The sequence below is a fragment of the Desulfobotulus pelophilus genome, from assembly GCF_026155325.1.
Classification (GTDB): Bacteria; Desulfobacterota; Desulfobacteria; order Desulfobacterales; family ASO4-4; genus Desulfobotulus; species Desulfobotulus pelophilus.
This window is the reverse complement of the sequence record NZ_JAPFPW010000020.1, coordinates 28,445-54,582: the sequence shown is the minus strand read 5'-3', so window position 1 is coordinate 54,582 and position 26,138 is coordinate 28,445. Positions and strand designations below refer to the sequence as shown.

Sequence of the window (26,138 nt, the reverse complement as noted above, 5' to 3'; positions counted from 1 at the left end):
TGGGGTTCACCGGATCAAGCGGATTCGCAGGAACCTGGGGCTTCGCTGCAAACAGGTTAAAAAATTCAAGGCAACCACGAATTCAAACCACAAGCTGCCGGTTGCCGCCAACCTTCTGGAGCAGAGCTTTGTAACGGAGGCACCGAATCAGGTCCGGGTAACGGATATCACGTACATTCCTACGGCGGAGGGGTGGTTATACCTTGCCGGTCACAAGGACCTTTTTACCGGAGAGGTCGTAGGCTACGCAATGGGAGAGCGTATGACAAAAAACCTGGTCTCCCAGTCACTGTTTCGCGCCGTCGTCGCCAAAAGGCCTGCAGATGGCCTGATTCATCATTCCGACCGTGGTAGCCAATATTGCGCCGCAGACTACCGAAAATTCCTTGACCAGTTCAAAGCGGGCATCCATGAGCCGCAGGGGGAACGGCTACGACAACGCTCCCATTGAAAGCTTTTGGGGTGTACTGAAAAACGAACTTGTTCATCATCGGCGCTACGAAACCCGGCAGGAAGCCATACGCCAGATTACAACCCACATAGAAATCTTTTACAATCGGCAACGACGGCAGAAGAGGCTTGGCTATCTCTCTCCTGCATCCTATGAGAAACAATTTTTCAAAGAGCAGCAGGCGGCTTACATATTTTGGTGTCCGCTATTGACGACCGACCCCATTTTTCTAAAAATTGCCTCAAGAGGGATAGCTGCGTCTAAAATTACCGAAGATTGATTGATTTTGAGTCTTGCGCCTTATACTTGAGATGTATTCATCATAAAAAGACCCTTTTTGAATTCTCGCCGCCCTGTTGAGGGCTGAAAAAAGCCTCCCGAAACACCACAGGAGGGGTGTGGATAAATTTGATGGAGGATTTGGGGCAAAGAAGACACTTGCACAAGACGGGGAAGCGTGGTAAGTACCATCTTTATTCTTCGGGGTGTAGCGCAGCCTGGTAGCGCGCCTGCTTTGGGAGCAGGATGTCGGAGGTTCGAATCCTCTCGCCCCGACCACACATCAAAAAACGCCCTTAACAGGGCGTTTTGTATTTGTCTGAGCTTACCGGAACAGCCTTTCAGGAAGCTAGAGGTTCTACGGAAAAATGCCGGTCCAGTCGCATGGTACTGAACAGGCTGTAGATATCTCTCGCAACATTTACCACTTTCAACCTTCGATTCTGACGCGTCAGAGAGTTATGGGTGGCAATAATCACACCGATACCAACGGAATCCACCATCTCAACACCTGCAAGGTCCAGCTCAATATCACCGCTGCTATCCTGTATCAGGTTCTGCAATTCCGTGCGAAAATCATTGGCCATGGACGCAACAATATCCACGCCGGGAATGACAATGGTCCGGTCCTGCTCCTTTACAATCTGACTCATGGCATGCACTCCGTATATTTTGGAAAAAAAGAGATGCCGGGACTCCGACAACGGAAAAACAAAATCTGGCGGGATTCAATAAGAGGTCCTGCTGAAAAGACTTTCCTGAAAAAATAGCACAAGGCCAGAGGAATCTCAATGTGAATCTGTTCTTTTATCCGGGAGACCCCTCCATGCTCTATGCCCGTCTTTCCGCACCAGCCACAGCATCTGCCTGCGGTATTGCTACAGCTCTTGCCTTTCCCCCTTTTGGTTTCTGGCCCCTCCTGTTTATGGCATCTGCCCTGCCCATACGTATGTCCGCCAGAGCAGACAGCTCTGGCAAGGCTTTCCGGTGTGGATTTTTTTTCGGTTTTTTTTTCTTTTCCGTAACCCTGCACTGGCTGGCTGCCACCGTACAGGCCTTCGGCGGCCTTCCCTGGCCCGCAGCCCTGGGGGCCCTGGGTCTTCTTGCCTCCTACATGGCCCTTTATCCGGCATTTTTCTTTCTTTTCATCCACCATATTTACCAGAAAAAAAAAAATATTCTCCTCCTTGCTCCGGCTGCATGGACAGCTCTTGAGTTCATACGCGGACACCTTTTCACCGGCTTCCCATGGGCACAGCTGGGCCACGGCCTTGCCGAAACTCCCCTCCTCATACAGTCGGCGGATATGGGCGGAGTCTACCTTGTTTCCTTTGCCATTGTTATGGCAAATACAGCTCTGGCCTTTCCGGGAAAAAAAGGAAAAAACATGGTCATCTCCCTCTGCCTATGGCTCTGCCTCGGTTCGTACGGCCATATCCGTATAAAAAACATTGAAAAAATAACAGCCCATGCCCCGGGCATTGAAGTCTCCATCCTTCAGGGGAACTTTCCCCCGGACCAGAAATGGGATCCGGCATTCCAAAAAAAAACCCTTGATCGTTACCACAGGCTCATGGCCAAAGCACCTGAAGACGAAAACCGTCTTTTCCTCTGGCCGGAAACCGCCACCCCCTTTTACCTCTTTACGGACAAAGCCCCCACCCGGCAGATTCTTACCCACATAAGGGAATCCGGAGGATATCACCTCACGGGCTCACCTGCCTACGAGACAGCATCCGGCGGAAACTACCTTTTTTTCAATAGAAGCTACCTGATCAGCCCCGAGGGAGATATCCTTGCCCGCTACGACAAACGCCACCTCGTTCCCTTTGGTGAATACATCCCCCTGAAACGCTATCTGCCATTTCTTGATCAGTTTATCGTTCCCGCAGGAGAGTTCACTCCCGGCATGCATCCACCCGTCCTTGCCTTTCAGGACAGGCTTCTCGCCCCCCTGATATGCTTTGAGAGCGTGTTCCCCCACATGGCAAGGGAGGCTGTGGCAAAAGGGGCCGAACTCCTTGCGGTCCAGACCAATGATGCCTGGTTCGGCAATACCGGCGGCCCGGCCCAGCACCTCGCCTTCAGCCAGTTCCGTGCCGTTGAATTCCGTAAAACCGTCATACGCAGTGCCAACACAGGCATCAGCGCCCTAATCCTCCCGACGGGACGCATAGAGAAAAAAACAGCCATGAATACCACAGACACCCTCAACGTCCGAGCCCCCCTGCTCAAAGGAAAAAGCCTTTACGCCGAAATCGGGGATTTTTTTGCATGGGCCTGCCTCTTTGTGGTATTATTCAAAGCTGTGATACCCGTCCTGCCTGTCTCCATGGGAAGACTGGCAGAACTGCGTAAGAAAAAAAAATCCTGACCCATCAGGAAGCACACTCCCCTCAACGTAAAGGGGCTTCACTTACTTTTAAGGAGAATACCATGTCCGCAGAACTGAAGCAGCGCACAAAGGATCAGCGCGCCCAACTCCTTCAGTTAAAGGGGTGTCTTTGACCTCGAACACCTCCGCTACCGTTTGAGTGAAATTGAATCCATCATCGCCCATAAAGGATTTTGGGACAACCCGGAAGCAGCCAGACCCATTCTTCAGGAACGCACCTTCCTATCAGGAAAACTGGAAAGCTATCAAAAAATAGAAGGCGCTATTAATGATGCGGAAATGCTTCTGGAAATGGCTGTGGAAGAAGGAGACGAAGAAACCATTAAAGATGTGGCCATGCAAATGGATGATGTGGAAGAAAGCCTTGGCGATCTTTCCTTAAAGCTGATGCTGGACGGAGAAGATGACTCCGCCACAGCCATCATGTCCATCAATGCCGGTGCCGGAGGAACGGAGGCTCAGGACTGGGCGGAAATGCTGTTCCGTATGTACACCCGCTGGGTGGAGCGCAAAGGCTTTTCCATGCAGATGGTGGATTACCAGCCCGGAGATGAGGCAGGCATTAAAGGTGTCACCTTTACCGTGAGCGGAGAATTTGCCTTCGGCTATCTCAAAACCGAATCCGGAGTCCACAGACTGGTACGCATCTCCCCTTTTAACGCCAACGGTAAAAGACAGACATCCTTTGCCTCCGTTTTTGTTTACCCTGAAGTGAATCAGGAAATCGAAATCGATATCGAAGATAAGGATCTGCGGGTTGACGTCTTCCGGGCTTCGGGTGCCGGCGGTCAGCATGTGAACAAAACCAGCTCCGCCATCCGCATCACCCACCTGCCCACAGGCATTGTGGTTTCCTGCCAGCAGGAAAAATCCCAGCACAGAAACCGGGAAATGGCCATGAAGGTTCTGCAGTCCCGCCTGTATCAACTGGAAAAACAGAAGCAGGATGAAAAAATGCAGGAAATGCATGACAGCAAAGGAGAAATTGCCTGGGGATCCCAGATACGCTCCTATGTGCTCCATCCTTACCAGATGATCAAGGATCACAGAACCAACCACGAGACAGGCAACAGCCAAGCCGTGTTGGACGGTTCTCTGGACGGCTTCATCCAGGCGGAACTGCTCCGCAGGAGCCATGCAAAGGGCAAGGCATGAATCCCAGGGTCCTGACAATCCTGAATCACTATTACCCCGAAGGCCACCCTGCAAGGGATATTCTGCTGCAGCACTCCCGCATGGTGGCCCGCAAAGCGCTGGATGCGGCCTTGCAGGTTATGGAAGAAGGGCCGGATCTCAACTTCATTGCCGAAGCCGCCCTTCTGCACGATATCGGGATAGGCCTCACCCATGCATCGGATATCGGCTGCCATGGGAAACATTCCTATATATGCCATGGCTTTCTCGGCCATGACATACTGAAAAAAGAGGGCCTGCCCCGTCACGCTCTGGTATGTGAGCGCCACACGGGAACCGGCCTTTCAAAGGAAGAAATTCAGAAAGCAGAATTGCCCCTGCCCCCACGGGACATGCAGCCGCTCTCCCTTGAAGAAAAAATCATCTGCTATGCAGATAAATTCTTCTCCAAAAACCCCGGGGAAGCGGGCAGGGAAAAACCCCTTGCCAGCATACGAAATCAGCTGGCCCGTTTCGGAGACCATCAGCTGGAACGCTTTGACAGCTGGCACAAACGCTTCGCCCCCACACCCAAAAAATCTGCGGGAAACATCTACTGGGATGAGTTTAGCCTGATCCGAAAACTGACAGCAGACAAAAAAGACCCCGCCATTCCTGTGGGGCCCGGAGATGATGCCGCCCTTCTGCTTTGTTTGCAAAAGCCCGTGATCTCCACCGACACCCAGAGGGAGGGGGTTCATTTCCTAAGAAACTGGATGTCCTTTGAAGAGCTGGGGTACAAAGCGGTTATGGCCGCTGCCAGTGACCTTGCCGCTTCCTTTGCAAGACCTGTTGCACTTTTTGTCAATCTGGGCCTTCCCCCCGGAGAAAAAGAGGAGGATATCCTTGCCCTGCAGCAGGGCATGCGCCAGGCCCTTGCGGAAACCGGGGGCAGTATTGCTGGTGGCAATATCTGCAAAGCCGAAGCCCTCTGTGTGGACCTTTTTGTGGCAGGAGAGGGAGGAGAATTTTTTCCCCGCCGGTCCCTTGCAAAAACCGGAGAAGGCATTTATGTGACAGGCTTTTCAGGAGATGCCGCCGCAGGTTGCCATGCCCTTCTTTCCGGAAACCGCAAAGGGGCAGCCCCCCTTATCCGCCGTTTCATTAAACCCAAAGCCCGCTTCGATGCTGCCGGCTTTCTTTCGGATGCGGGAGTCTGCTGTCTCATGGATATCAGTGATGGCCTTGCAGGGGATGCCCTGCATCTGGCAAAGGCTTCCGGCCTCACCCTTGCCCTTGATCCCCACGCCATCCCTTTGTCACCGGACCTTCTGGCCTACTGCAGCCGCTACGGAAAAGATCCCCTTTCCTTTGCCTTAACCGGCGGAGAAGACTATGAGCTCCTTTTCACAACAGAAGATAGCATGGCTGAAAAACTGCGCACGAAGCTTTCCGACATCACCCGCATCGGTACCTGTCTTGAATCCTCCGAAGGCCGGATCACAGGGCTTCCCGAATGGGCCGACCATGGGTTTTCCCATGGATAAAAAGCGTAAAGAGATTAAGAACACAGACCAGAAAAACACAAAAGCCAGTCTACCCTAAAGACCCTAAAGACCCTAAAGACCCTAAAGACCCTAAAGACCCTAAAGACCTTAAAGACCTTAAAGACCTTAAAGACATTAAGGGCACAGACCCAGAGAAACACAGACATACAAAGACTGTCAGGGACAGGCAGCCGTCCGCGCAGGCCTGTGACAATCCGTACTGGTCCGTGAAGATCCGTAAAAAACCCGTAACTACCCCTAAGCCCCCTACACAGGACTGAAAAAAAGCAAGACCCCCATGCCTGTAATACACAGGGCCCCTGCAAGGACCGGAACCTGATACCACAGGGGCCTCACCCACACCCCGGATCCCATGGCGGAAAAGGCCTTCCTTGCATAAAGGGACAACACGCCAAAGGTGATGGTGGTCAAAGAAAGACCAGCCGCCAGAAAGACCATGGCCAGTACCCCTGCCAGCAGAATATCCAGAGAAATGGAAAAAAAGAGGATGAGCGCCGCACCGGGGCAGGGAACCATGCCCACGGCCAGACTCAGGGAAAGAAGGCTGCGCCTGTCGGAGTCGCTGGCACAGCAGGCACAATCCTCCCCTGCCCCATGTCCGTGAGTCATACCCCGAAAGGCCTTCCAGACCATAAAGAGCCCCACAAGCACAATCAGTCCGGCACTGAACTTCTGTATCTGTGAGCCTGCGCCGTCCATGGCACCGGGCCCTCCTGCTTTCAAAATAAAATAAAGAACAAAAACCAGCACAAGGGCTGAGAATACATGGAGAAAGCCCATGAGTCCTCCCATGGCCATGGCCTGAGTCAGGCTGCCCCTTCTGCTTAAAAACCATGTACTCACAAAAACCTTGCCATGACCCGGCCCCAGGGCATGGACCACCCCATAGGCAAAGGCCAGCCCCATATAGGACCAGAAAGCCTTACCCCAAGGGTTCTCACGGATCTGGCGGGCATACCCCCCCGCCTTCTGACGAAGCTGCACCTGCCAGACAAGAATCCTGCCCATGGCTTTGGAACCGGCATCCCGGACCCATGAAGGCAGAAGGTCTGCGGGTTTGAAGGAGGATTCCTTCTCCGCTGGTGCGACCTGCACAGACCGCTGAAAGGGGCTGCTGGCAAAAACCTCACCGGTCATAGCCAGCAGCAAACACACAAGCATAAGCCATCCAGTTTTCCCCATCATTGTATTTCCACCTCAAAGCGAAGCGCCACAGGCGTCATGAATCCGTAATAGTAGGCAAGGTCCGGCCTTTCCTCGGGAACAGACACCACTTTCCAGCCATGGCCGTTTTTCCTTATTCCCACATTTTGCGGCGGAAAAAAAAGATGGCAATAAAAAGATTCATCATAAACCGCCACATGGAATGTTGCCGTCTCTTCTTCCGGGGACAGGACAAAGGGAATAAAAAAGGAATAAACAGCATGGCCTTCTTCAATCTCCACGGAAAAATGCTCTATTCTTTTAACGGGAACCTTCTTGCCATCCTTCAGAATCGTCGTAAAAAAGCCAAAGTTTTCTAAATTCTGAAAGGTTTCCTCGTAAACGGTCTGCACTTCCTTTTCGCAGAAGACCCCATCCGCATTCTTATCAAAATCTTCTATGACCCAGGCACTGAAATATTCATCAAAGGCCCATCTCTGCCATATACCCCGTACCCCCTTTTCGTCCAGCTCCAGCTCAAGGGCCGTCTGCACAAACACATGAGGGTGGGCCAGAGCCTGCTTTCCCCATAAAAAACCTGCGAAGAAAAACAGCACCACCCAGCACCCGACCGGTATTTTCATTCTACTGGCGTTTTTTTTCATCTGAAAACATGGCTCCCTACCATCCATGGCCCGGATCCCTTCCCCTCATGCTTTCAAAAAGGCCGATGCCAACGGCCGTGGAAAGATTCAGGGAACGTATACTGTCATGGATGGGAATATGCACATGCTGGCCCGTGAATGAGGCCAGAATTTCCGGTGGCAGTCCCCTGGACTCAGAACCGAACACAAGAATCATCCTCTTCAGAGGGATGATATCTCTGAATGTCCGGCTGGCTGTTTTGGTGAAAAAAAGAATTTCTTCCTGACCAGGCTTCATAGAATCCATAAAAGAGGCAAAATCCGGCCAGACCTGCAAAGAAACCCTTGGCCAATAATCAAGGCCCGCCCGCCTTACCTCCTTTGCGCTTAAGGAAAATCCAAGGGGCTCCACCAGATGCAGCGTGGCCCCCACTCCCAGACAGGTACGGCCCACACAGCCCGTATTCCACGGAATCTCCGGATGAACCAGTACAACATGACGTTCTGCCTTGACCCTGCACATTGTCTACCCTGTCTTTTCTTTCTCCAGCTTGCCTGCCGGACTCCATTGACAGCAGAATCCTGTCCTTACAAAACATTTTCATGGTGCGGCACTATAATTCCTGTACTTTTTAACAACTTGCCAGTCACTAAAAAGTTAGCCATTATCCTGATTCTGATCCGCAGAACGGAAAGAACAGGGTAACCCAAAACCGTCTGCGTCATATGTAAGGTCAGACAACCAAACGATTACCAACGGCATCCTTTAATCAGAAAACCCGGAAAAAATCCATGCTCATCGACTGTCACACCCATATTTTCCCTGAAACCGTTCAAAAAAACCGCAAAGAGTTTCTGGATGACCAAGGCTTTGCCCTTCTGTATAACAATCCCGCCTCCAGCATTCAGGGACCAGAGGCCCTCCTTGCCTCCATGGACGCAAACGGCATCCATATCTCCCTTGCCTGCGGATTTCCCTGGCGCAGCAGACAGCGCCTTCAGCACCACAACACTTTTCTCATGGAAACCAGCCGCAAATATGAAGGCCGCATCCTTGCCCTCTGCTGTATCAACCCTGAAGATTCATGGGCAGCAGAAGAAACGGAACGCTGCCTTGAGGCCGGTGCCTTTGGCATCGGCGAGGTGGCCTGCTATCATAGAGATTTTGACAAAGACCTTCTGGAAAAGCTCAGACCCGTCATGGCATTGTGCAGACAGTTTCAGGCACCCGTTCTCATACACACCAACGATCCCGTCGGACACAACTATCCGGGCAAGGCACCCATTTCCCTGCAAGGCATTGAGAACCTCCTGCAATATTTTCCAGAAAACCGCATGATTCTTGCCCACGGTGGGGGAGGATATCCTTTTTACAGCCTTATGAAAAAAGGAATCACCGGAAAAAGAGATCTTGTTGCCTATGACACGGCCGCCTTCCCTTTTCTTTATAAAAATGAGACCTATTCTTTTCTGCTGCACGCATCCGGTGGCCCGCTTCTTTTCGGCTCAGACTGGCCCCTTCTGCCCCCTGCCCTCTATTTCAGGGATATGAAAAAAGCAGGCCTGTCCACGGAAGAAATCCTGAATATCTGCGGAAAAAATGCCGCCCGCTTTCTGGGAATCGACAAGCACAAGGCATTATAATTACCATATGTTCAAATACTCATGTCGAAAGGAACGGGTCTTGACCGCACACAGAGAAACACCGGGGACGGCAAAAGGAAGGACCTTTTAATTTGCCCCCCTTTTCTGCTATACAGCCATGGTACCGACTTACGCTTTGTGGCGTAGTGCTGGATGCCCCTGTTGTGCATACAAAGACCTGATTTTTTCAGGTGTATTTTTATAAAGGAGTTTTTCATGTACCCCATCCGCATAGGCACCCGAAAAAGCGAACTGGCCCTCTGGCAGGCCAGACACGTTGCTGACCTGCTGCATAAAGCAGGCATGGAAACCGAGCTGATTCCCCTGGAAACCAAAGGGGATAAAATACTCGATGTATCCATTGCCAAAATAGGTTCCAAAGGTGTTTTTACAGAGGAAATCGAAGCAGACCTCGCCTCCGGCAAAATGGATATTGCCGTCCACAGCGCCAAGGATATGCAGTCCATCCTTCCCGAAGGCTTTGAACTCATCGCTTTTACAGAACGGGAATATCCGGGAGATGTACTTGTAAGCCGCAGAAAAACCGCCCGCCTCAATGACAGAGAAAAGCCTCTGACCGTGGGGACGTCTTCGGTGAGGAGGGTCGCCCTTTTACGACACGCCTTTCCCCATGTCAAAGTGGTGGACATGAGGGGCAATCTGCAGACCCGCATCCGTAAAATGGACGAAGGCCAGTGCGATGCCCTCATTCTCGCCTTTGCCGGTGTCCATCGCATGGGCTATGATGACCTGATTGCAGAAAAACTGCCCCTATCCCTTTTCATCCCACCCGTGGGTCAGGGCTGCATTGCCATCGAAGCCTTTACCCACCTTGACCCTGCACGTAAAGAAAAAATTCGTGCTGCCGTCAATCACAACCCCACGGAAACACGACTTCTGGCAGAGCGTGCCTTTCTGCGCCGTCTGGAGGGGGGATGCAGCATTCCGGCCTTTGCCTTTGCAGATCTGAATCAAAACAGACTGCGCCTTTCTGCGGGCATCATCGATCCCATGGGACAGAAGCTTATTACCAGAGAAGTGGAAGGTTACGGCAGGGACGCTGAAAATATGGGCCACAACCTTGCTGGAGAGATCCTTTCTGCGGGCGGCGCAGCCATTCTGGACGCCATTCAACAAGAAAGACGTAACGGCTAAACACGGCGGCAAATCACATCAAAGGCCCGGTTCTGGACAGATCTACCAGATAACGGGCCTTTTCCATCCATGACCGCACCGCAGTATGCATCGTACTCTTCCCATCTCCTCCCCCTTGCCAGAAAAGAACACGTCATTATTTTGACGTTTTTCTTGACAACTCCCCTTCACAGGTCTACACTTTTTGGATGTCATCACAACAGATATACAAACTTTGTCCAAATGCCAAACTCTGGACGCCTTCTGCACAATCTGCAGACTGTCATCATCCTCCCCTTCGGATCCTGTCCAGAATCACAATTGCAGGCATCACGACACATCCGAGATTTCCCTGAAAATAAGCGCCTGCCAATAACAGCCGTTTATCCGTAAGAACAGACAAAGGAAGAACAATGAAAACCAGACATACCGTTGAAAAAATAGGGGGCACATCCATGTCCCGTTTCAGCGATGTTCTGCAGAACATCATCCTTGGCCATCGCAAACAGGACGCGCTCTACAACCGCATTTTTGTTGTTTCTGCCTACGGAGGCATCACCGACCTGTTGCTGGAACATAAAAAAACCAGAGAACCCGGCGTTTATGGACTTTTTGCCAACGACGATGTTTCCTGGGCCTGGGGAGATTCCCTGAACAGAGTCGCGGAACGCATGATTGCCATCAATGCGGAACTGGCTCCATTGGGACTGGACCTCATGACCGCAGACCGCTTTGTACGGGAACGCATTGAAGGTGCCCGAAGCTGCCTGCTGGATCTCACCAGACTCTGCTCCTTTGGCCACTTTCAGCTGGAGGAACATCTCATGACCGTCCGGGAAATGCTCAGCGCGGTGGGAGAGGCTCACAGCGCCTTCAATACGGTCCAGATACTTCAGAACTGTGGTATCAACGCCCGCCTTGTGGATCTTTCCGGATGGATGGAAGAGTGCGCCCTGCCCATCAATGAAAAAATTCAATCCGTTTTTTCCGAAATTGATGTCTCTCAGGAAATGCCCGTTGTCACAGGATACACCCGATGCAAGGAAGGTCTCATGGCCACCTTTGACCGGGGCTATTCAGAAATCACCTTCAGCAAAGTGGCCTGTCTCACGGGAGCCGGAGAAGCCATCATCCACAAAGAATTTCACTTAAGTTCCGGAGACCCCAAACTCATGGGGCCTGAGAATGTGGCACCCATGGGCCGTACCAACTACGATGTGGCGGATCAGCTTTCCGATCTGGGCATGGAAGCCATCCATCCACAGGCAGCCAAAGGGCTGCGACAGGCGGGCATTCCCATCCGCGTCAAAAACACCTTTGAACCGGAACATCCGGGAACGGTAATCGACTGCAGATACAGAAGCAAAGAACCCTGTGTGGAAATCATTGCGGGGCGGGAAAGCGTTCTGGCCATAGAAATTTTCGATCAGGACCGGGTGGGCTACTACGACAGGGAGGCGGCTGTCTGTGACGTTTTCCGAAGATTCAAAATGCGCTCCATCGGCAAAAACCTGAATGCCAACACCATCATTCATTACGTGGACAGCTCCCTCAAAAGAGCGAACCGCCTCACAGAAGCCCTGGAAGAAACTTTTCCCGGTGCGGAAGTTACCATACGCAAAATTGCTCTCATTGCCGCCATCGGCAGCAATATGAAGGTTCCCGGCTTTCTGGCAAAGGCAACGGGCATCCTGCACGAAGCAGGAATTAACATCCTTGCATTGCAACAATCCATGAGACAGGTTGACATGCAGTTCATTGTAGCGGAAGAAGACTATGCAAGGGCTGCCAAAGCCCTCCACAAAGGGCTTGTGGAGGAGGATGCCCACAGAGAAACCGCTGCAACCGGGGCCGACGCCATGGCCTCATAACCGGAGACTGCATGTTCAAACGCGACGTCAGCTACACCGTATGGTGGAACCTTATTCTCATCACCTTCGGTGCTGTCATGTATGCCATCGCCATCAAAGGCATTGCAACACCCCATGCCTTCGTTCCCGGCGGACTTTTCGGCATGGCATCCATGATCTACTATCTTACAGGCCTTCTGGAGCCGGGAATTATCTTTCTTGTGCTCAACATTCCTCTCATGATTCTGGGGGGAATGCTGCTCAGCAGGCGCTTTGTTCTCTATACCACATGGGCCATTATCGTTACCACTGTGGCCTTTGCCCTCTATCCCTATACCATTCCCATTGAAGATCAGCTTTACGCAGCCATCAGCTGCGGCGTTATATCAGGCATGGGAGCCGGCATTGTCCTCCGGTCTTTAGGTTCCAACGGTGGCCTGGATATCGTTGCCCTGCTGCTTCTGCAACGCTACAATATCGGTCTGGGCAAATCCTACTTCGCTTTCAATCTCATTTTATATTTCATCAGCTTTCTGGCCTTTGAAACGGATCTTGTTATTGCCTCCATCATCATGGTTTTTGTGTCTTCCGCCACGCTGGAATACAGTCTTTCCATGTTTAACCAGCGCAAGGTTGTTTTCATTATTTCCGGTGAATCCGATATTATAGCCAAAAGAATCATTGAGGAGCTGGGCATGAGCTCCACCCTCATCCCCGCCGTAGGCGCCTACCTGCGCACGGAACGTCAGGTTCTCATGACCGTAATCAACAATGTACAGCTCAAAAAACTGGAAGAAATTGTCTTCACGGAAGACGACAACGCCCTTTTCATTGTAGAAAATACCTTCTCCGTAATGGGATCATCCTTCTCCAAGCGGAAAGTGTACTAAGCCCCGGGCAAAAGAGTCAAAAACTTGACAGGGGGAATCATAGCATGCTATGATTCCCCCGTTCTGTCTGACACATCAACCAGCATCCTATTCCTTTTACCGTACAGAATACTGGTGTCGCCTTCTAACAACACCAAATTATAAGGAGAAAAAGAGCCTCGGACTCTGCATTCTGATTCAGTGAGGCCTATGATGAAATCCTACCAATCCCCTTACACATTCCGCCATCCAGAGCCCGCCGATGGCGGTTCGCTCTGGCAGCTGGTCAAAAAAACTCCGGGCCTGGATCTGAACTCAGCCTACTACTACATTTACTTTGGGCATGCTTTTTCCAGAACCTCCCTTATCGCCGAAAAAAACGGCCAGCTTGCCGGTTTTATTACGGGCCTGACACCTCCGGAAAACCCGAACTGTCTTTTCATATGGCAGGTCTGCGTGGACCCGTCCTGTCAGGGAGAAGGACTGGGACTTACCATGCTCAACGAACTGAAGCGAAAGGTAGGGCCCCTATGGATAGAAGCAACCATAACTCCGTCCAACAAAGCTTCCATTGCCCTGTTTACGGCGCTGGCACGACACCATGATGTACCATGGGTTTTTGAAGAGGAACTTTTTCCAGCTTCCTGCTTTGGCAAGGCAGCCCATGAACCGGAGCTTCTCTTTGTCATCGGCCCTCTACAACAAAAAATGACACAGCCATAACCCATAACCGAAGCTGCATTGAGCCAAAACCTGTTCATTTATCCTGAACCAGCCGACTCTTTTTTTCAGGATTTCTTACTATATTAACAAAAGATCCCGTTTCACATCAAAAAACAGGAGACACAAAATGCGTATATTTGAAGCCCTCGAATCCCAGGTCCGCGGATATATCCGCTCCTTCCCCACCGTTTTTGCCACTTCCAAAGGTGCCATTCTCACCGATGAGAACGGAAAAAACTACATTGATTTTTTTGCCGGTGCGGGAACCCTGAACTACGGCCACAACAACGATAAAATCTCCAAAGCCATGATTGAATATCTGCAGTCCGATGGTATTATCCACGGACTGGACATGGCCACCACAGCCAAACGAAGTTTTCTCCAAAAATTTTCCACCACCATCCTGGAACCCCGTAACATGGATTATAAAATCCAGTTCACCGGTCCCACCGGAACCAATGCGGTGGAAAGCGCACTGAAACTGGCCAGAACCGTAAAGGGCCGCTCCAATATAGTGTCGTTCACCAATGGTTACCACGGTCTTTCCATGGGCGCCCTTGCCGTGACAGGCAACACCTTTTACAGAGATGAGGCCCACATCAGTCGGTCCAACGTCAGCTTCATGCCCTTTGAAAACTACTTCGGCGACAGCGTGGATTCTCTGGTCTGCCTGCGAAAAATGATTGAAGATACAAGCTCAGGCCTGGATCTCCCCGCAGCCGTTATCGTGGAAACCATACAGGCCGAGGGTGGCATCAACGTGGCTTCCGCGGAATGGCTCAAAGGACTTTCCGAGCTCTGCCGTGAATTTGACATCCTTCTCATCATTGACGACATTCAGGTAGGCAACGGTCGGACAGGCAGCTTCTTCAGCTTTGAATTCGCCGACATCAAGCCGGACATCATCACCCTGTCCAAGGCCCTCGGTGGCGGTCTTCCCATGGCTGTGGTTCTCATGCGGCCCGATCTCGACCAGTGGAAACCCGGCGAACATACGGGTACCTTCCGCGGTAACAACCTTGCCTTTGTCGCCTGTACCGAAGCACTGTCCTACTGGGACAACAACGCCTTAAGCGAATCCATACAGTACAAGGGCAATCTCATGTATGAAGCTCTGGATGTCATCCGGGCCACCTGGCCGGAACTGGAAGCCAGCATCCGCGGCCGTGGCATGATCTGGGGCCTTGACATACCTGAACGCAGCATGGCAAGGGAGATTTCCCAGAAATGCTTTGAAAAGGGACTGGTTATGGAACTGGCAGGCGCTGAAAAACAGGTTCTCAAGCTGCTGCCACCCCTTGTTATTGAAGAAGAGCTTCTCAAGGAAGGGCTGGCCATCATTGCAGACAGCGTCAAGGACGTTCTCAAAGAAAGAGAAATTGCTTAAACACAGAACCAACGAGGCAGCCCCGGAAGGGGGGCTGCCCTGCAAAAATTCCTGTAACTGATCAGCACAAGCCTCTACGTTCCATACCTGCGAGACAGAGACACAGGCACCATGGCTGTTTGCCCGTGACGCAATCTTATTCCTAGAGCTTCTTGACCTGTTCGGGATCGGCAAAAACCCTGCGTCACTCAAGCAAAAAGCCTGGTTACCACCCTGACAAATCTGATTTTGCTGCTTGCATGACGAATCAGGCAGTTGACCGCTTTTTTCGCACAGGCGGCCTGCGAAGCTCTGTTGCAAACTCAATTGCCAATAGCCCGGTATGCCTTGCCACGGAGCAAAGCCCATGAAATTTCGGGATACACCATACCGGACACTATGGCCAACTTTTTACATTCGCATGCCTGGCATCCCAACAAAACAGGAGAAAAGTATGATTGTTCGCACCCTCAAAGAAATTATCGGAACAGAGCGGGATAAAAAAGCTGCCAACGGCAATTGGGTCAGCCGCCGTTTTCTTCTGGCAAAGGATGGCATGGGTTTCTCTTTCCATGAAACCACCATTTTCGCCGGTACGGAAACCCGGATCTGGTACAAAAACCATCTGGAAGCCGTTTATTGCGTTGGCGGCAAAGGTGAGCTGGAAAGGCTGGATACCGGGGAAATCATCCCCATATCCGATGGCACCATGTATGCCCTTAACGGCCATGAATCCCACCTTTTAAGGGCTTCTGAAGACATGCGCCTTGTCTGCGTTTTCAACCCGGCTCTGGTAGGCACGGAAGACCATAATAAAGACGGTGTTTACGCAACTCCGGAAGAGGAAACGGGAAAAGCCTGATCTCAGGATCAGAAACATGGTCACATTGTACGCAGAAAGCCGCCTATTTTCTCCCGTCGGGATAAATCGGCGGCTTTCTGCGTAAATCCCTCCCATAGCAATCACACCTGATTCCGGGAAAAACATGCCTGACTGTCATCTTTTTTTACATACTTTCACAAAAAAGTACAATTTACCCCCTGAAATGCCAGAAAACAATCACGGCATATTTATTGCTATCCATAATGAAAGGCCTGTTTCATAAAACAACCCATCCGGACCCTTTTCATATCAGGGAGCACTATGAAAAAATGGCATCCATTCATGTTTGATGCAGCAGACTATCATTTGCTTGATATCATTAAAGATATACGTTATCGTAAAAAAAAGCAGAAAGACCTTCGTCAACGGGTAGGCCCCTACCTCCACCCCAGAGGTATCAAAGAGCTGGCTGCCCCCAGAGAACTCCGCATGGCCTATGCAACAGCCCACCTTCTGGACAGCCTGGATGCGGGTCGCGTGGAAGACCGGCTGACAGCCCTGCAGTCCATCGTGGATGAGGTCCGGAGTTCCACAGAGAGCAACCTTCGCAATAACGCAGCCCGTGTCATGCTGCAGCTTATGAAGGAGCTCATTCGCTGCGATGAAAATGACATGCTTCGCCAGCTGGCTCTGGCCCATGATTTCAGAAGGGCTGCCAGCGGCAGACCCCGGGTCATACGCAGCCTCCTCAGCCACTACCATCTGCTGGAAATGCCTGAAGACTGGAATCAGGTCAGCTTTGACGACCATGTCCATGATGCCAATACCAAAGGCCGCAAAAATCCCTGCCATCTCATCATGGATGCCTGGATCAAAGGCATCCGGGAAATCCGGGTAATTTATTACAATCACATTCCTTTTCAGGCAGTTTCCGAGCTCATGAACGCCGCCTCCATCATGGGAATCAGAGCGGCCATCGGTATTGAGTATGAAATTCCTTTCCGGGGCCGCATGGCTTCCTTTATATGGGCTCCCTCCGGCTTGCATACGGCCGAAGCCATGACGCGGTTTTTCAACCTGCCGAAAGTAGATGCCTTTATGGAAAAAGGCAGAGAAGTTTCCCGCTACCGGGCAGAAAAAGTTCTTGAAAACCTGGATATATTCAATCGGAAATACCGGCCTGAAATCGAAACGGAGCTGGCCATGGAAATACCGGAAGCCAGCAAAGAGGATTTTCTGGTCATGGTAGGACTAGGCCAGCCCTCAACCCTGCACCTTTCCGCCTATCTTCACTCTCTGGTGGAAACAGCCATCCGCCAGTCTCTCCATCCTGCCCCCTTGGAAGTGGACACAGAATCGCCCGAAGCCGCTATTTTTGTAAAACGTATTGAAGCCCTTGAAACCCTGACACCGGAAGCCATTGAAAACCGCTTTCTGGCCCCTGCAAAACAGGACGACAGCTTCAGCCCGGAAAAGGACCTGCCTGAGCTGCTGACCCTTTCACCGGAAACTCTCACCGAAGCTCTGGCCAGACTGCACCCTTCCTTTTCCCTTACTCTCAACCTCAAACACCTTCGGGTGGCGGATGTGGCAGAACTCCTCTTCCGGACCGAAGGCCGTATTTCTCATCTTGAAATCTACAATCTCAAGGATCAGGCCCTGGGAAGGGCCGTGGCATACAGAGAAATCAATGCCCTGCAGCTGGCCCTGAATCAGGGCAACATCATCATCCTTAAACGCATACTCATGGACTGCCACCATCACCTGCAGCTGGCTCACACATCCCAGGCTACCGAACAGTCCAAAACACTGGAGAACATTCTCTCCCATCTTACCCGGCTGGTGAGTCCCTATGCCATACGTCCGTTGCAGACACGCATAGGTACGGATTCCACAGGAAATTCTCCCCGCTTTTACGGCATGGGCCTTGTTTTGAGAGATACCCTTCCCTTCAGGACCCGTCGCTTCCTCCAGCAGAAACTTGGAAAAAATCATCACCGCCCCGGTATCCGCATCCCCGTCCGTCCAAGGGTGACATGGATACCCAAAAAACCTCCCTGCAGAAAACTGGCACCAATCCTCTACCGGCTGCGATACGCCAAAATTCTGCGTCCCGTAACCCATAAAAAACAATCTGAATTCATTATCCGGAAAAGTGCTGTTCGTCTGGAAGCCAGAGGTAATGTCATCACCCTTGGAGGCACCATGCGGCAGGAAAATCCCAAAGCAGCCTTCAAACACAGGGAAAAAGCCTTCCGCTTTCATCCGGCAGCCTATCTGAACACTTCACTGACCCAGATACTGAAGGTTGTCATCGGTTTTATTCCTGCATTTTTAACCTTTGCCCTGACAAAGGACTGGTGGCTTCTGGCTTATTTCGGTGCGGTCATCTGGTTTTTCATTACCGGCCTGCGCAACATATTGCAGTCCGTTCTGGGTGGTGGAGGTATCCGCCGCTCCCCCCTTCTGAAATGGCATGACCACGTACGCTGGAACCGGGTGGCGGATTCCCTTCTGTTTACAGGATTTTCTGTTCCCCTGCTGGACTATGTGGTCAAAACCAGAATCCTTGACGAAATCTTTGCCATCACCACATCCAGCAACCCCATAGCTCTCTATGCGTTCATGGGACTTGCAAACGGAATTTATCTTTCCACCCACAATTTTTTCCGGGGGCTTCCGAGAGCGGCTGTGATTGGTAATTTTTTCAGAAGTATTCTTGCCATTCCCGTAGCTGTACTGTTCAGCGGTATCTGCGGGCAGATGCTGGCGGGTACAGGCCATGGAGCTCCCAGCGAAGCTTTACAAAAATGGGCCGCCATCATATCTAAAACCGCATCCGATACGGTTGCTGGCATCATAGAAGGACTGGCAGACCGTTTCCACAATCTTGAACTCCGTGCCCAGGACTACAGGAAAAAAATGCGCCAGATTTTTGATACCTGCATGGAACTGGAGCTGGCCTTCCCCCGATCCGACATCCTTACACTGCTTTCGGATACAAAAAACCGCATACTCCCGGAAAACCATCCCCATACCCGCCTGACGACCATGATCGTCATCAACGTTCTGGACCTTCTGCACTTTTTTATGTACCAGCCCAGAGCACGGGTAGCCTTACAAAAACGAATGGATCGCATGTCTTTTGAAGAAAGGGAAGTCTTCTGCGCCTATCACCAGATGCTGAAAGAGGAAAAACACGTCAGCACCCTTCTGATCAACGGCCTGATCGGTAAAAATTTCGGACCGGGCCTTTCCTTTTATCTGGCCACCTACCCTCAGTATCTTCATTATCTGAGTCAATGGGTACCGGATGCAGCCCTCCAATGCCGAACGGATCAAAATGACGACAAGAGACCTTCCGCTTTTCCATCGGGCTGAACCCACAAAAACAATAACCTCCCAAAAAGATGCGGGAATAAAAAAATTTCCGCATCAGAAACCGCACACTCCCTTATCAGAAGGTGCCCCCGTGGAAGGACAGAGAACCGTATCTCCCGTTGGCAAACGATTATGAAACCAGTCCACAGATCCAGCTGGACGGTTTCTGTCCGGCATACGCTCATTCAAAATTTCTGCAATCTGTTCCTGATTCCGTGAAGTCCAGCCCGTAAAATACCGGGAATCCCCGTCACCAACCATACGGATCACGGGCGTCTGCAGCTGACCATCCTGAATAGCTGCCAGCTCTTTTTCATTCTGCATGATATAGCATTCCGCCATTTTCAGAGCCGCAGGCGAAAGATCACCATAAATGCCCATAGCCACATTTTCGATGGCTTTACGCCTTGACTGGCCATTCAGCCCCACATGCTTGATACGTATGGATGCCTTCCTATTCTTTCCATAAAGAATACTGGAAAGATAGGAAACCGCAGCCTCACAATAGGGGCAATCCGGAGAAACAAAAACTTCTATACGAATCGAATCGACATCAGGCTTTTTTTCCGTAAGACACAGGGGCAGGCCTTCGGCAAGGATTCTGTCCGGAAAAAAAGGCGGGAATAAAACCATATGAAGCACCAGCATAAAAACAAAGGCAGGGAATAATTGTAAAGGCAGCTCCCGAAAAAGGACAGGAGGCTTCAAAAAAAAATCCTGAACCAGAATCATGGCATAAACAGTAAAAACCATGGCCGCAAAAACCAGACAGGAGGAGCAGAATTCCCTGAAATAAAAAAACTGCAGCAGAATCAGATAAAACTCTGCTCCCACCATAGCCGACAGAATCAAAAAGCTTATGGCCTTTAAGCCTCTGATCCGTAAAATCCAGAAAACAAGAAGCCCCAGAAAACCCAGCAGAGAAAGGGGGATCCCGTACAGAATACCGATGCTGGATTCATGCAGGGCAGCACAGGCTGTTTCACAGCCCGTCACGGAGGACGCAGACAGAAAAAAAGGCAAGGCAAACAAATCATTCGTGGCTATCCATGCACTGAAACAAAGAGCGGTGACAACCAGTAGATGACAGATCTTTTGTATCATTATCCAACCCCTGTTCCTGATTTCAGAAAGTCTTCAGGTCCACGCTCAGCGGCCATCCCATTGTGGACCTTACCAATATACCCCCACTCACTTTTCTGAATTCAGATTTTTCAGCACTTGCATAAACTCATCCGGCGGCAGATAACCTGATTGGCGAAAAAGCTCGTCTCCATCTGCTGAAAAAAAGATGTGGGTAGGCACAACCATGACCCCCAAGCTTCCGGCCAGCTCCCTGTTAAACGAAGCATGCATTTTGGTACTGACAAAATACCCATTGAGAAGGCTTACCACCCCCGGATCCTCCAGGGTATGGTTTCCCATGATCTGACATGATGGGCAGGAAGGCGTGTAAAAATAGTAATATACATGTTTCCCTTCCTCTACAGCCCTTTCCACGGCTTTATCCTGTGGCACCCAGGCAATGCCCTCAGCCAAAGCAGCAGAGACACTCCAAAGCAGTAAAAAACAAACCATCATCATACGAAACAACGGCATACAATGCCTCCATCAATTCACGGTTCATTTCATTTTTTCTTTCGGGCACATCCCCGGGTACAGTAAAGAAACACCAGCCTTCCGTAAAGGTCTGCATGAAAAAGGGTGCAGAGTTTTTCTCCGCACCCCCGGCTAGCTGTTCAGCACACGTCCCCTGCGCCGGTGCCCACATTTTTATCATTTTCTTATCCCATCGTGGCCACGATAAAAGTATATGTCACCATGGGAGATTCCCCTCTCACCCTCATACCGCAAACACAACTTTCAGAATTCAATGCACTGGGGCCTTCACGGAAACGACGGCCCGAAATGGGGAGCCCGCCTCTCCAAGGAAAGAAAGATTACCCCTGAACAGCATCAGGCAAGGGGAGCTTTTTCAGGTTCAGATGGAAAAAAAGCCTTTGTTCTGAGGCAAAAACGCACCAGAGCCAGCATGATGGGCACTTCAATTAAAAGCCCCACAACGGCAGCCAGAGCAGCACCGGAGGTAACACCAAACATGGTTATGGCCACGGCAATGGCCACCTCAAAGTGATTGGAGGCACCGATCATGGAAGTGGGAGCTGCGTCTTCATAGGAAATCCCCAGAAAACGACAGACCACATAACCAAGGCCAAAAATAACAAAGGTCTGAATGATAAGGGGAATGGCAATCATCACAATCACAAGGGGAGACCGCAGAATAACATCTCCCTGCAGAATGAACAGAGAAACCAGGGTGGCCAACAGAGCAAGAATGGAAACCTTTCCCCATTTGGCCACATACACCGTATCAAACCAGTCTTTCCCTTTTTTATGAATCAGATAACGCCTGGAAAGCCAGCCTGCCACAAGGGGGACACCCACATAAAAACCAACAGTGAGACTCAGTGTGATAAAGGGAATGGGCAGAGCCACGCCAAGCAGAACGCTTCCCAGAGGGGCATAAAGAACCAGCATGGTAAGGGAGTTAATGGCAACCATGACAAGGGTCAGACCCATATTGGCCCTGGACAGATAGCTCCATACAAAAACCATGGCCGTACAGGGCGCAATACCTAAGAGTACCATGCCGGCAAAATATTCACTGGCCATATCGGCTGGTATAAAAGGGGCCCAGATGAAAAACATGAAGATCCAGGCAAAAAACGTCATGGTAAAGGGTTTGACTCCCCAGTTGATCACAAGGGTTGTCAGTACAGGACGCGGGGTTTTGAAGGCTTTGGCAACCTGGGGAAAATCAATCTGCATCATGATGGGATAAATCATCAGAAAGAGCAGAAGCCCTATGGGAAGGTTCACCTGCTCTATGGACATGGCATGGATAACCTTGGCCATTCCCGGAAAAAGAAAACCAATCAGGATACCTGCCACCATGCACAGGGCCACCCAAATAGTAAGATATCTTTCAAAAAAACCCAGCGGTCTGCTGTCTTTAGCTGTCATGGGCTTCTCCTTTTTTATAAAAACTCACCAATACCATATACTTCTCAATATAGTTAGATACTAAGGCACAAAGATTTTTTGTTTTCCAGCACTCAAGCCCAAAAGTCACTTAGTAGCAACAAGCTTGAATTTACAACCTGAGTGCCGGATATATATCAGTCAAATCAGCAGCAGCTCCCACCGCAGGAGCAGCTTTCCGCACTATTCTCTCCCTGAACAGAAACCGCTTCCAGCCTTTTCCCAGCAACCCTTTCCACAAACTGCTGCATGGCCTTCATGCCGCCCTGCTTGACCTGGGTTCCCACATGAATGGCTTCAATAATATCCGCATCTTCAATTCCCAGTTCATCCGCCCTGTCCACATGGTGTGTAAGGCAGGGCTGACAGCTTGTGGCCACGGAAGATCCAATTCCTATCAGAATTTTCGTTCTTTCATCCATGTTTTCTACTCTCCTCTAACCTTTTACGCATCACAGAACCTCGAAAGAAGCCTGTAGAGGTGCTTTTCCATTATCAAAAAACGGATTTCTTGCATAATATGGGATGGTACAGTCGTTTTTATTCAAAAATTCCAACACCATATAATTCAGCAGATCCGTACCATTGCAAGGCATCCTGACTGTTTGCAAGTGTCAGTGCAATCGTTTCAGGTTTCAGGCACTCAAAGCAGACACCCAAAGCAGACACCCAAAGCAGACACCCAAAGCCTCTTATAAAATTTTCAGTCTTGAGTGCCAAAAATTTTTCGTTGGTTCCACACCGGCCAAAAGCTCTAACAATACAATTGCGCCGCGAGCAAATGGTCTGGCTGCCTGTGCATCTGCCTGACCGATAGGATCCCTTAAAAACTATGCTGAACCGTTACCATATCTTATTTGTTCTGATACAATTCTTCTCAAGCCCCAAGGCTCGCTGGCAGGGTTTCCACAAAGGCCCGGATCTCATCCCGCACCCTGCGGTAACAGTTCCGTTTTTCCTCGGGATCATCCATACCGGCAGCCAGTTTTGGAGGGTCATCAAAGCCCACATGCACAACCCTGGCTTTACCCGGAAAATAGGGGCAGGTTTCATTCGCATGGCTGCATACGGTCACCACATAATCCAGATCCACATCCTTAAGATCCTCCAGAAGCTTGGACCTGTGTCCGGAAATATCCACTCCCGCCTCCGCCATCACCTCAACGGCATTGGTATTGAGCCCGTGGGTCTCCATACCCGCCGAATAAACCTCCAGCACATCTCCCTTCAAATGCCTGGCCCAGCCTTCGGCCATCTGGCTGCGGCAGGAATTTCCCGTGCAAAGAAAGAGCAATTTCTTTTTTTCTGTCATCTTCTTGCCTCCTTCCGGCTCTTCTCCCTTTTTGGGAAGATTTTTTTGACCTTCATCAGGGCAGATAAGGTAGTAGCCAAGACTACCCACAACACCCTTCTTCACATTCCATTTTTTCCAGAACACAGCTCCGGATAAATTCCCGATCTGCACGAATCACCTCATTTTCCGGCATATGCAACTGCACCCATGAAAGGAGGGTGTCGATCTGCACATTGCCGGTGCAAAGGGTGTAATGCGTCCACTTTCCACACTTCCTGGCCTTCACAAGACCAGCCTGACGGAGCAGACCCATATGACGGGATACCGTAGCACCTGTCACCCCAAGCATTTCCGTCAGGTGGCAGGCACAGAGATGGGGCCTTTCCGTCAGGGCCATGAGAACCCGAAGCCGATTGGCATCGGAAAGGGCCTTGGTAATGGCCAGCAGCTTTTCCATATTCCCTCCGCTCTTTAACATTTAGCCAACAAACTAAGCATAGCAACCCTGTTCCATTTTTCAAGCTTTTTTAACTTGTTTTCTGATTATAATATTTTTCCGAATACGGACACATCCACCTGCAAGAACACCCTTTCTGCAGGGAAGACACATAGCCATCAGATGATTTTGCTGGGCTGGCCTTACACCCGGACCAAACGGATAAACATTTCATCTTGACACGCCTAGAACAGAAGCGCATATTCACATATGTCGATATGGAGGATATAAAAATGAAACATCTGATCAAAGTCATGAAAGCTCTTTCCGATCCCGGAAGACTGAAAATTCTGAAAGCCCTTGAAAATCGCAAACTCTGTGTCTGTGAACTGCAGGAAGTCATGGGGCTTGCCCAGTCTACGGTAAGCAAGCATTTAAAAATTCTGGAAGAAGCAGGGCTTGTCCATTGGAAAAAGGAAGGCCCGTGGGTGAACTATGCCCTAGACAAGGAAACGGATAATCCCTATGCCGCAGACATGCTTGCCAAAATAAAAAACTGGCTGGAAGACGATGACGCTGTTACAGAAATGCGAACTCTCCTCCCGGAAATTCACAGAGATCGTATCCGCAAATCTGTACCTGACCGGGCAGCATCCTGAGGGCCTTACCGCACATGAACACGGCCACGCACCAGCATCAGGCCAGATACCTTTACAAAAATCACCTGCCCGCCAGATGACGGACAGCATCTTCCATCCGTTACAAAGGAGAAAACCATGCAGGAAAGAAGCAAACTTTTATGGATCATCGGGCTTTTTATTGCCGCATATTTCATTCCATGGGACCATGAAGTCATGCGCAGATCCGGCCTGGAAGCCTTTCTCATGCTGCAGGATTACGCAAGAGAGCATGTACTCACCTGCCTGATCCCCGCCTTTTTCATAGCCGGAGGCATCTCTGTCTTTGTATCCCAGGCAGCGGTGCTCAAATATTTCGGCGCCCAGGCTAAAAAAATCCTTGCCTATTCCGTGGCCTCCGTGTCCGGCTCCATCCTTGCCGTATGCTCCTGCACGGTCCTGCCTCTTTTTGCCGGCATCTATACCCGCGGGGCAGGCATTGGACCTGCAACAGCCTTTCTCTACTCCGGCCCTGCCATCAATGTGCTGGCCATTGTGCTCACAGCACGGGTGCTGGGCTGGCAGATGGGCCTTGCACGGGCCATCGGTGCCATCCTCTTTGCCCTTATCATAGGCCTCCTGATGGCTTTTATTTTCAGAAAGGACGATGCCGCCCGCACCGCAGGCCAGCTCCACCTTCCCGATGAAGAGGATACGGGCCGCCGTCTCTGGCAGGATGGCGGTTTCATGCTGGTCATGGTACTGATTCTTCTGTCTGCCACCCTCGCACCGCCTGCGGCGGGAAGCGCTGGTGTTTTTGCCCTTTTATTCAGCATCAAATGGTACCTTGTTATTGGCCTGCTGGGGATTCTAGCATGGATGCTCAAGGCCTGGTTTATTCAGGAAGAAAGAAAAGCATGGGTGGCGTCCACCTGGGACTATGTGAAACTCATTGCCCCCCTTCTTGCCATTGGTGTACTGGCTGCTGGCTTTTTCCTCGGTCGTCCCGGCCATCCCGCCCTGATACCCGAATCATGGATCGCAGGACTTGTGGGGGGCAACTCCTTTGGGGCCAACCTTTTTGCAGCCCTTGCCGGTGGCCTGATGTATTTTGCCACCCTGACGGAAATCCCCATTCTGCAGGGCCTCATGGGCTCAGGCATGGGAAAAGGTCCGGCTCTGGCCCTTCTTCTGGCGGGTCCTGCCATCTCCCTTCCCAATATGCTGGTGGTTTCCGGTGTGCTGGGAGTGAAAAAAACAGCGGTTTTCAGCCTGCTGGTCATTGTCATGTCCACAGCGGCAGGCATGTTCTATGGCAGTTTTTTCGCATAGGCTGATCCGGTTCTCCAGCCGAAAATCAAGCCTG

23 protein-coding genes, 1 tRNA gene and 1 pseudogene are annotated in these 26,138 nt (G+C 50.9%); 15 read left to right on the top strand and 10 right to left on the bottom strand.

The genetic code is table 11. From position 1 onward, the window contains the following. A pseudogene (locus OOT00_RS13795) lies at window positions 1-731 on the top strand (IS3 family transposase); the annotation flags it as partial. Between the two features lie 201 nt (window positions 732-932). Further along, window positions 933-1,009, top strand: a tRNA-Pro gene (locus OOT00_RS13790). Window positions 1,010-1,071: 62 nt separating this feature from the next. On the opposite strand, the gene OOT00_RS13785 is transcribed toward OOT00_RS13790, so the two are convergent. Continuing rightward, window positions 1,072-1,383, bottom strand: coding sequence for an STAS domain-containing protein (locus OOT00_RS13785; protein WP_265425973.1), 312 nt, complete (start codon window positions 1,381-1,383; stop codon window positions 1,072-1,074). Between the two features lie 140 nt (window positions 1,384-1,523). Here OOT00_RS13785 and lnt point away from each other — a divergent pair, with 140 nt between their 5' ends. The 3 genes from lnt to thiL all read left to right on the top strand — a co-directional run bounded on the left by lnt (window position 1,524) and on the right by thiL (window position 5,785). Next, window positions 1,524-3,104 (top strand): apolipoprotein N-acyltransferase, encoded by a 1,581-nt coding sequence (lnt, locus tag OOT00_RS13780; RefSeq protein WP_265425972.1) that lies wholly within the window; start codon window positions 1,524-1,526, stop codon window positions 3,102-3,104. A gap of 62 nt (window positions 3,105-3,166) precedes the next feature. Then, window positions 3,167-4,280 (top strand): peptide chain release factor 2 gene (gene prfB / locus OOT00_RS13775; protein WP_265425971.1). Its coding sequence is split into 2 segments (ribosomal slippage): window positions 3,167-3,223 and window positions 3,225-4,280, totalling 1,113 coding nucleotides; the frame shifts between segments, so codons are not numbered across the junction. Continuing rightward, window positions 4,277-5,785 carry a thiamine-phosphate kinase gene (gene thiL / locus OOT00_RS13770; protein ID WP_265425970.1) on the top strand — a complete coding sequence of 503 codons (1,509 nt, stop codon included), beginning with the start codon at window positions 4,277-4,279 and terminating at the stop codon, window positions 5,783-5,785. Before prfB ends, thiL begins: the two co-directional genes overlap by 4 nt. Window positions 5,786-6,052: 267 nt before the next feature. On the opposite strand, the gene OOT00_RS13765 is transcribed toward thiL, so the two are convergent. From OOT00_RS13765 to OOT00_RS13755, 3 genes are read right to left on the bottom strand one after another with little or no spacing between them, the layout of a single operon-like run. Further along, window positions 6,053-6,967, bottom strand: a complete 915-nt coding sequence (locus OOT00_RS13765; protein WP_265425969.1) for a nickel/cobalt transporter — start codon at window positions 6,965-6,967, stop codon at window positions 6,053-6,055. A 20-nt stretch (window positions 6,968-6,987) separates the two neighbouring features. Continuing rightward, window positions 6,988-7,614, bottom strand: a complete 627-nt coding sequence (locus OOT00_RS13760; protein ID WP_265425968.1) for a DUF1007 family protein — start codon at window positions 7,612-7,614, stop codon at window positions 6,988-6,990. A 16-nt stretch (window positions 7,615-7,630) separates the two neighbouring features. Further along, a complete protein-coding gene (locus OOT00_RS13755; protein ID WP_265425967.1) occupies window positions 7,631-8,116 on the bottom strand; it encodes a tRNA (cytidine(34)-2'-O)-methyltransferase in 486 nt (161 codons plus the stop codon). 269 nt (window positions 8,117-8,385) lie between these two features. On the opposite strand from OOT00_RS13755, the gene OOT00_RS13750 reads away from it, so the two are divergent. The 8 genes from OOT00_RS13750 (at window position 8,386) to OOT00_RS13715 (ending at window position 19,383) form a co-directional block, all read left to right on the top strand. Then, a complete protein-coding gene (locus tag OOT00_RS13750) occupies window positions 8,386-9,237 on the top strand; it encodes an amidohydrolase family protein (RefSeq protein WP_265425966.1) in 852 nt (283 codons plus the stop codon). Window positions 9,238-9,453: 216 nt separating this feature from the next. Next, complete coding sequence (hemC, locus tag OOT00_RS13745) at window positions 9,454-10,392, top strand: hydroxymethylbilane synthase (RefSeq protein ID WP_265425965.1); 939 nt, start codon at window positions 9,454-9,456, stop codon at window positions 10,390-10,392. 392 nt (window positions 10,393-10,784) lie between these two features. Continuing rightward, the gene (locus OOT00_RS13740; RefSeq protein ID WP_265425964.1) at window positions 10,785-12,242 is read left to right on the top strand and encodes an aspartate kinase; all 1,458 of its coding nucleotides are present in this window, start codon (window positions 10,785-10,787) and stop codon (window positions 12,240-12,242) included. A gap of 11 nt (window positions 12,243-12,253) precedes the next feature. Beyond that, window positions 12,254-13,111 (top strand): YitT family protein, encoded by an 858-nt coding sequence (locus OOT00_RS13735; protein ID WP_265425963.1) that lies wholly within the window; start codon window positions 12,254-12,256, stop codon window positions 13,109-13,111. Window positions 13,112-13,300: 189 nt separating this feature from the next. Beyond that, window positions 13,301-13,813 carry a diaminobutyrate acetyltransferase gene (gene ectA / locus OOT00_RS13730; protein WP_265425962.1) on the top strand — a complete coding sequence of 171 codons (513 nt, stop codon included), beginning with the start codon at window positions 13,301-13,303 and terminating at the stop codon, window positions 13,811-13,813. A gap of 127 nt (window positions 13,814-13,940) precedes the next feature. Next, a complete protein-coding gene (gene ectB / locus OOT00_RS13725) occupies window positions 13,941-15,200 on the top strand; it encodes a diaminobutyrate--2-oxoglutarate transaminase (RefSeq protein WP_265425961.1) in 1,260 nt (419 codons plus the stop codon). A 433-nt stretch (window positions 15,201-15,633) separates the two neighbouring features. After that, window positions 15,634-16,041 carry an ectoine synthase gene (locus OOT00_RS13720; RefSeq protein ID WP_265425960.1) on the top strand — a complete coding sequence of 136 codons (408 nt, stop codon included), beginning with the start codon at window positions 15,634-15,636 and terminating at the stop codon, window positions 16,039-16,041. Between the two features lie 282 nt (window positions 16,042-16,323). Next, complete coding sequence (locus OOT00_RS13715) at window positions 16,324-19,383, top strand: SLC5/6 family protein (RefSeq protein WP_265425959.1); 3,060 nt, start codon at window positions 16,324-16,326, stop codon at window positions 19,381-19,383. Between the two features lie 54 nt (window positions 19,384-19,437). Here the strand turns inward: OOT00_RS13715 and OOT00_RS13710 are convergent, their stop codons facing one another. The 6 genes from OOT00_RS13710 to OOT00_RS13685 all read right to left on the bottom strand — a co-directional run bounded on the left by OOT00_RS13710 (window position 19,438) and on the right by OOT00_RS13685 (window position 24,176). Beyond that, a complete protein-coding gene (locus OOT00_RS13710; RefSeq protein ID WP_265425958.1) occupies window positions 19,438-20,487 on the bottom strand; it encodes a DsbA family protein in 1,050 nt (349 codons plus the stop codon). 87 nt (window positions 20,488-20,574) lie between these two features. Further along, window positions 20,575-20,982: a thioredoxin family protein gene (locus OOT00_RS13705; RefSeq protein WP_265425957.1), complete on the bottom strand. Its 408-nt coding sequence runs from the start codon at window positions 20,980-20,982 to the stop codon at window positions 20,575-20,577. Window positions 20,983-21,339: 357 nt separating this feature from the next. Continuing rightward, entirely contained in the window at window positions 21,340-22,407 is a 1,068-nt protein-coding gene (arsB, locus tag OOT00_RS13700; RefSeq protein WP_265425956.1) for an ACR3 family arsenite efflux transporter, read from the bottom strand. 164 nt (window positions 22,408-22,571) lie between these two features. Continuing rightward, the gene (locus OOT00_RS13695; protein ID WP_265425955.1) at window positions 22,572-22,847 is read right to left on the bottom strand and encodes a carboxymuconolactone decarboxylase family protein; all 276 of its coding nucleotides are present in this window, start codon (window positions 22,845-22,847) and stop codon (window positions 22,572-22,574) included. A gap of 455 nt (window positions 22,848-23,302) precedes the next feature. Beyond that, window positions 23,303-23,737 (bottom strand): arsenate reductase ArsC, encoded by a 435-nt coding sequence (locus tag OOT00_RS13690; RefSeq protein ID WP_265425954.1) that lies wholly within the window; start codon window positions 23,735-23,737, stop codon window positions 23,303-23,305. A gap of 82 nt (window positions 23,738-23,819) precedes the next feature. Then, window positions 23,820-24,176, bottom strand: coding sequence for an ArsR/SmtB family transcription factor (locus tag OOT00_RS13685; RefSeq protein ID WP_265425953.1), 357 nt, complete (start codon window positions 24,174-24,176; stop codon window positions 23,820-23,822). Window positions 24,177-24,448: 272 nt separating this feature from the next. Here OOT00_RS13685 and OOT00_RS13680 point away from each other — a divergent pair, with 272 nt between their 5' ends. Both OOT00_RS13680 and OOT00_RS13675 read left to right on the top strand, forming a co-directional pair. Continuing rightward, window positions 24,449-24,814 carry an ArsR/SmtB family transcription factor gene (locus OOT00_RS13680; RefSeq protein WP_265425952.1) on the top strand — a complete coding sequence of 122 codons (366 nt, stop codon included), beginning with the start codon at window positions 24,449-24,451 and terminating at the stop codon, window positions 24,812-24,814. A 117-nt stretch (window positions 24,815-24,931) separates the two neighbouring features. Continuing rightward, a complete protein-coding gene (locus OOT00_RS13675) occupies window positions 24,932-26,104 on the top strand; it encodes a permease (protein WP_265425951.1) in 1,173 nt (390 codons plus the stop codon). The last annotated feature ends 34 nt before the right edge of the window (window positions 26,105-26,138 follow it).

Excerpts from the sequence above, each read along its gene's own strand:
- OOT00_RS13785 (WP_265425973.1), bottom strand. The coding sequence starts at position 1,383 with ATGAGTCAGATTGTAAAGGAGCAGGACCGGACCATTGTCATTCCCGGC.
- thiL (WP_265425970.1), top strand. The coding sequence starts at position 4,277 with ATGAATCCCAGGGTCCTGACAATCCTGAATCACTATTACCCCGAAGGC.
- OOT00_RS13765 (WP_265425969.1), bottom strand. The coding sequence starts at position 6,967 with ATGCTTGTGTGTTTGCTGCTGGCTATGACCGGTGAGGTTTTTGCCAGC.
- OOT00_RS13760 (WP_265425968.1), bottom strand. The coding sequence starts at position 7,614 with ATGAAAAAAAACGCCAGTAGAATGAAAATACCGGTCGGGTGCTGGGTG.
- OOT00_RS13755 (WP_265425967.1), bottom strand. The coding sequence starts at position 8,116 with ATGTGCAGGGTCAAGGCAGAACGTCATGTTGTACTGGTTCATCCGGAG.
- OOT00_RS13750 (WP_265425966.1), top strand. The coding sequence starts at position 8,386 with ATGCTCATCGACTGTCACACCCATATTTTCCCTGAAACCGTTCAAAAA.
- hemC (WP_265425965.1), top strand. The coding sequence starts at position 9,454 with ATGTACCCCATCCGCATAGGCACCCGAAAAAGCGAACTGGCCCTCTGG.
- OOT00_RS13740 (WP_265425964.1), top strand. The coding sequence starts at position 10,785 with ATGAAAACCAGACATACCGTTGAAAAAATAGGGGGCACATCCATGTCC.
- OOT00_RS13735 (WP_265425963.1), top strand. The coding sequence starts at position 12,254 with ATGTTCAAACGCGACGTCAGCTACACCGTATGGTGGAACCTTATTCTC.
- ectA (WP_265425962.1), top strand. The coding sequence starts at position 13,301 with ATGATGAAATCCTACCAATCCCCTTACACATTCCGCCATCCAGAGCCC.
- ectB (WP_265425961.1), top strand. The coding sequence starts at position 13,941 with ATGCGTATATTTGAAGCCCTCGAATCCCAGGTCCGCGGATATATCCGC.
- OOT00_RS13720 (WP_265425960.1), top strand. The coding sequence starts at position 15,634 with ATGATTGTTCGCACCCTCAAAGAAATTATCGGAACAGAGCGGGATAAA.
- OOT00_RS13715 (WP_265425959.1), top strand. The coding sequence starts at position 16,324 with ATGAAAAAATGGCATCCATTCATGTTTGATGCAGCAGACTATCATTTG.
- OOT00_RS13710 (WP_265425958.1), bottom strand. The coding sequence starts at position 20,487 with ATGATACAAAAGATCTGTCATCTACTGGTTGTCACCGCTCTTTGTTTC.
- OOT00_RS13705 (WP_265425957.1), bottom strand. The coding sequence starts at position 20,982 with ATGCCGTTGTTTCGTATGATGATGGTTTGTTTTTTACTGCTTTGGAGT.
- arsB (WP_265425956.1), bottom strand. The coding sequence starts at position 22,407 with ATGACAGCTAAAGACAGCAGACCGCTGGGTTTTTTTGAAAGATATCTT.
- OOT00_RS13695 (WP_265425955.1), bottom strand. The coding sequence starts at position 22,847 with ATGGATGAAAGAACGAAAATTCTGATAGGAATTGGATCTTCCGTGGCC.
- OOT00_RS13690 (WP_265425954.1), bottom strand. The coding sequence starts at position 23,737 with ATGACAGAAAAAAAGAAATTGCTCTTTCTTTGCACGGGAAATTCCTGC.
- OOT00_RS13685 (WP_265425953.1), bottom strand. The coding sequence starts at position 24,176 with ATGGAAAAGCTGCTGGCCATTACCAAGGCCCTTTCCGATGCCAATCGG.
- OOT00_RS13680 (WP_265425952.1), top strand. The coding sequence starts at position 24,449 with ATGAAACATCTGATCAAAGTCATGAAAGCTCTTTCCGATCCCGGAAGA.
- OOT00_RS13675 (WP_265425951.1), top strand. The coding sequence starts at position 24,932 with ATGCAGGAAAGAAGCAAACTTTTATGGATCATCGGGCTTTTTATTGCC.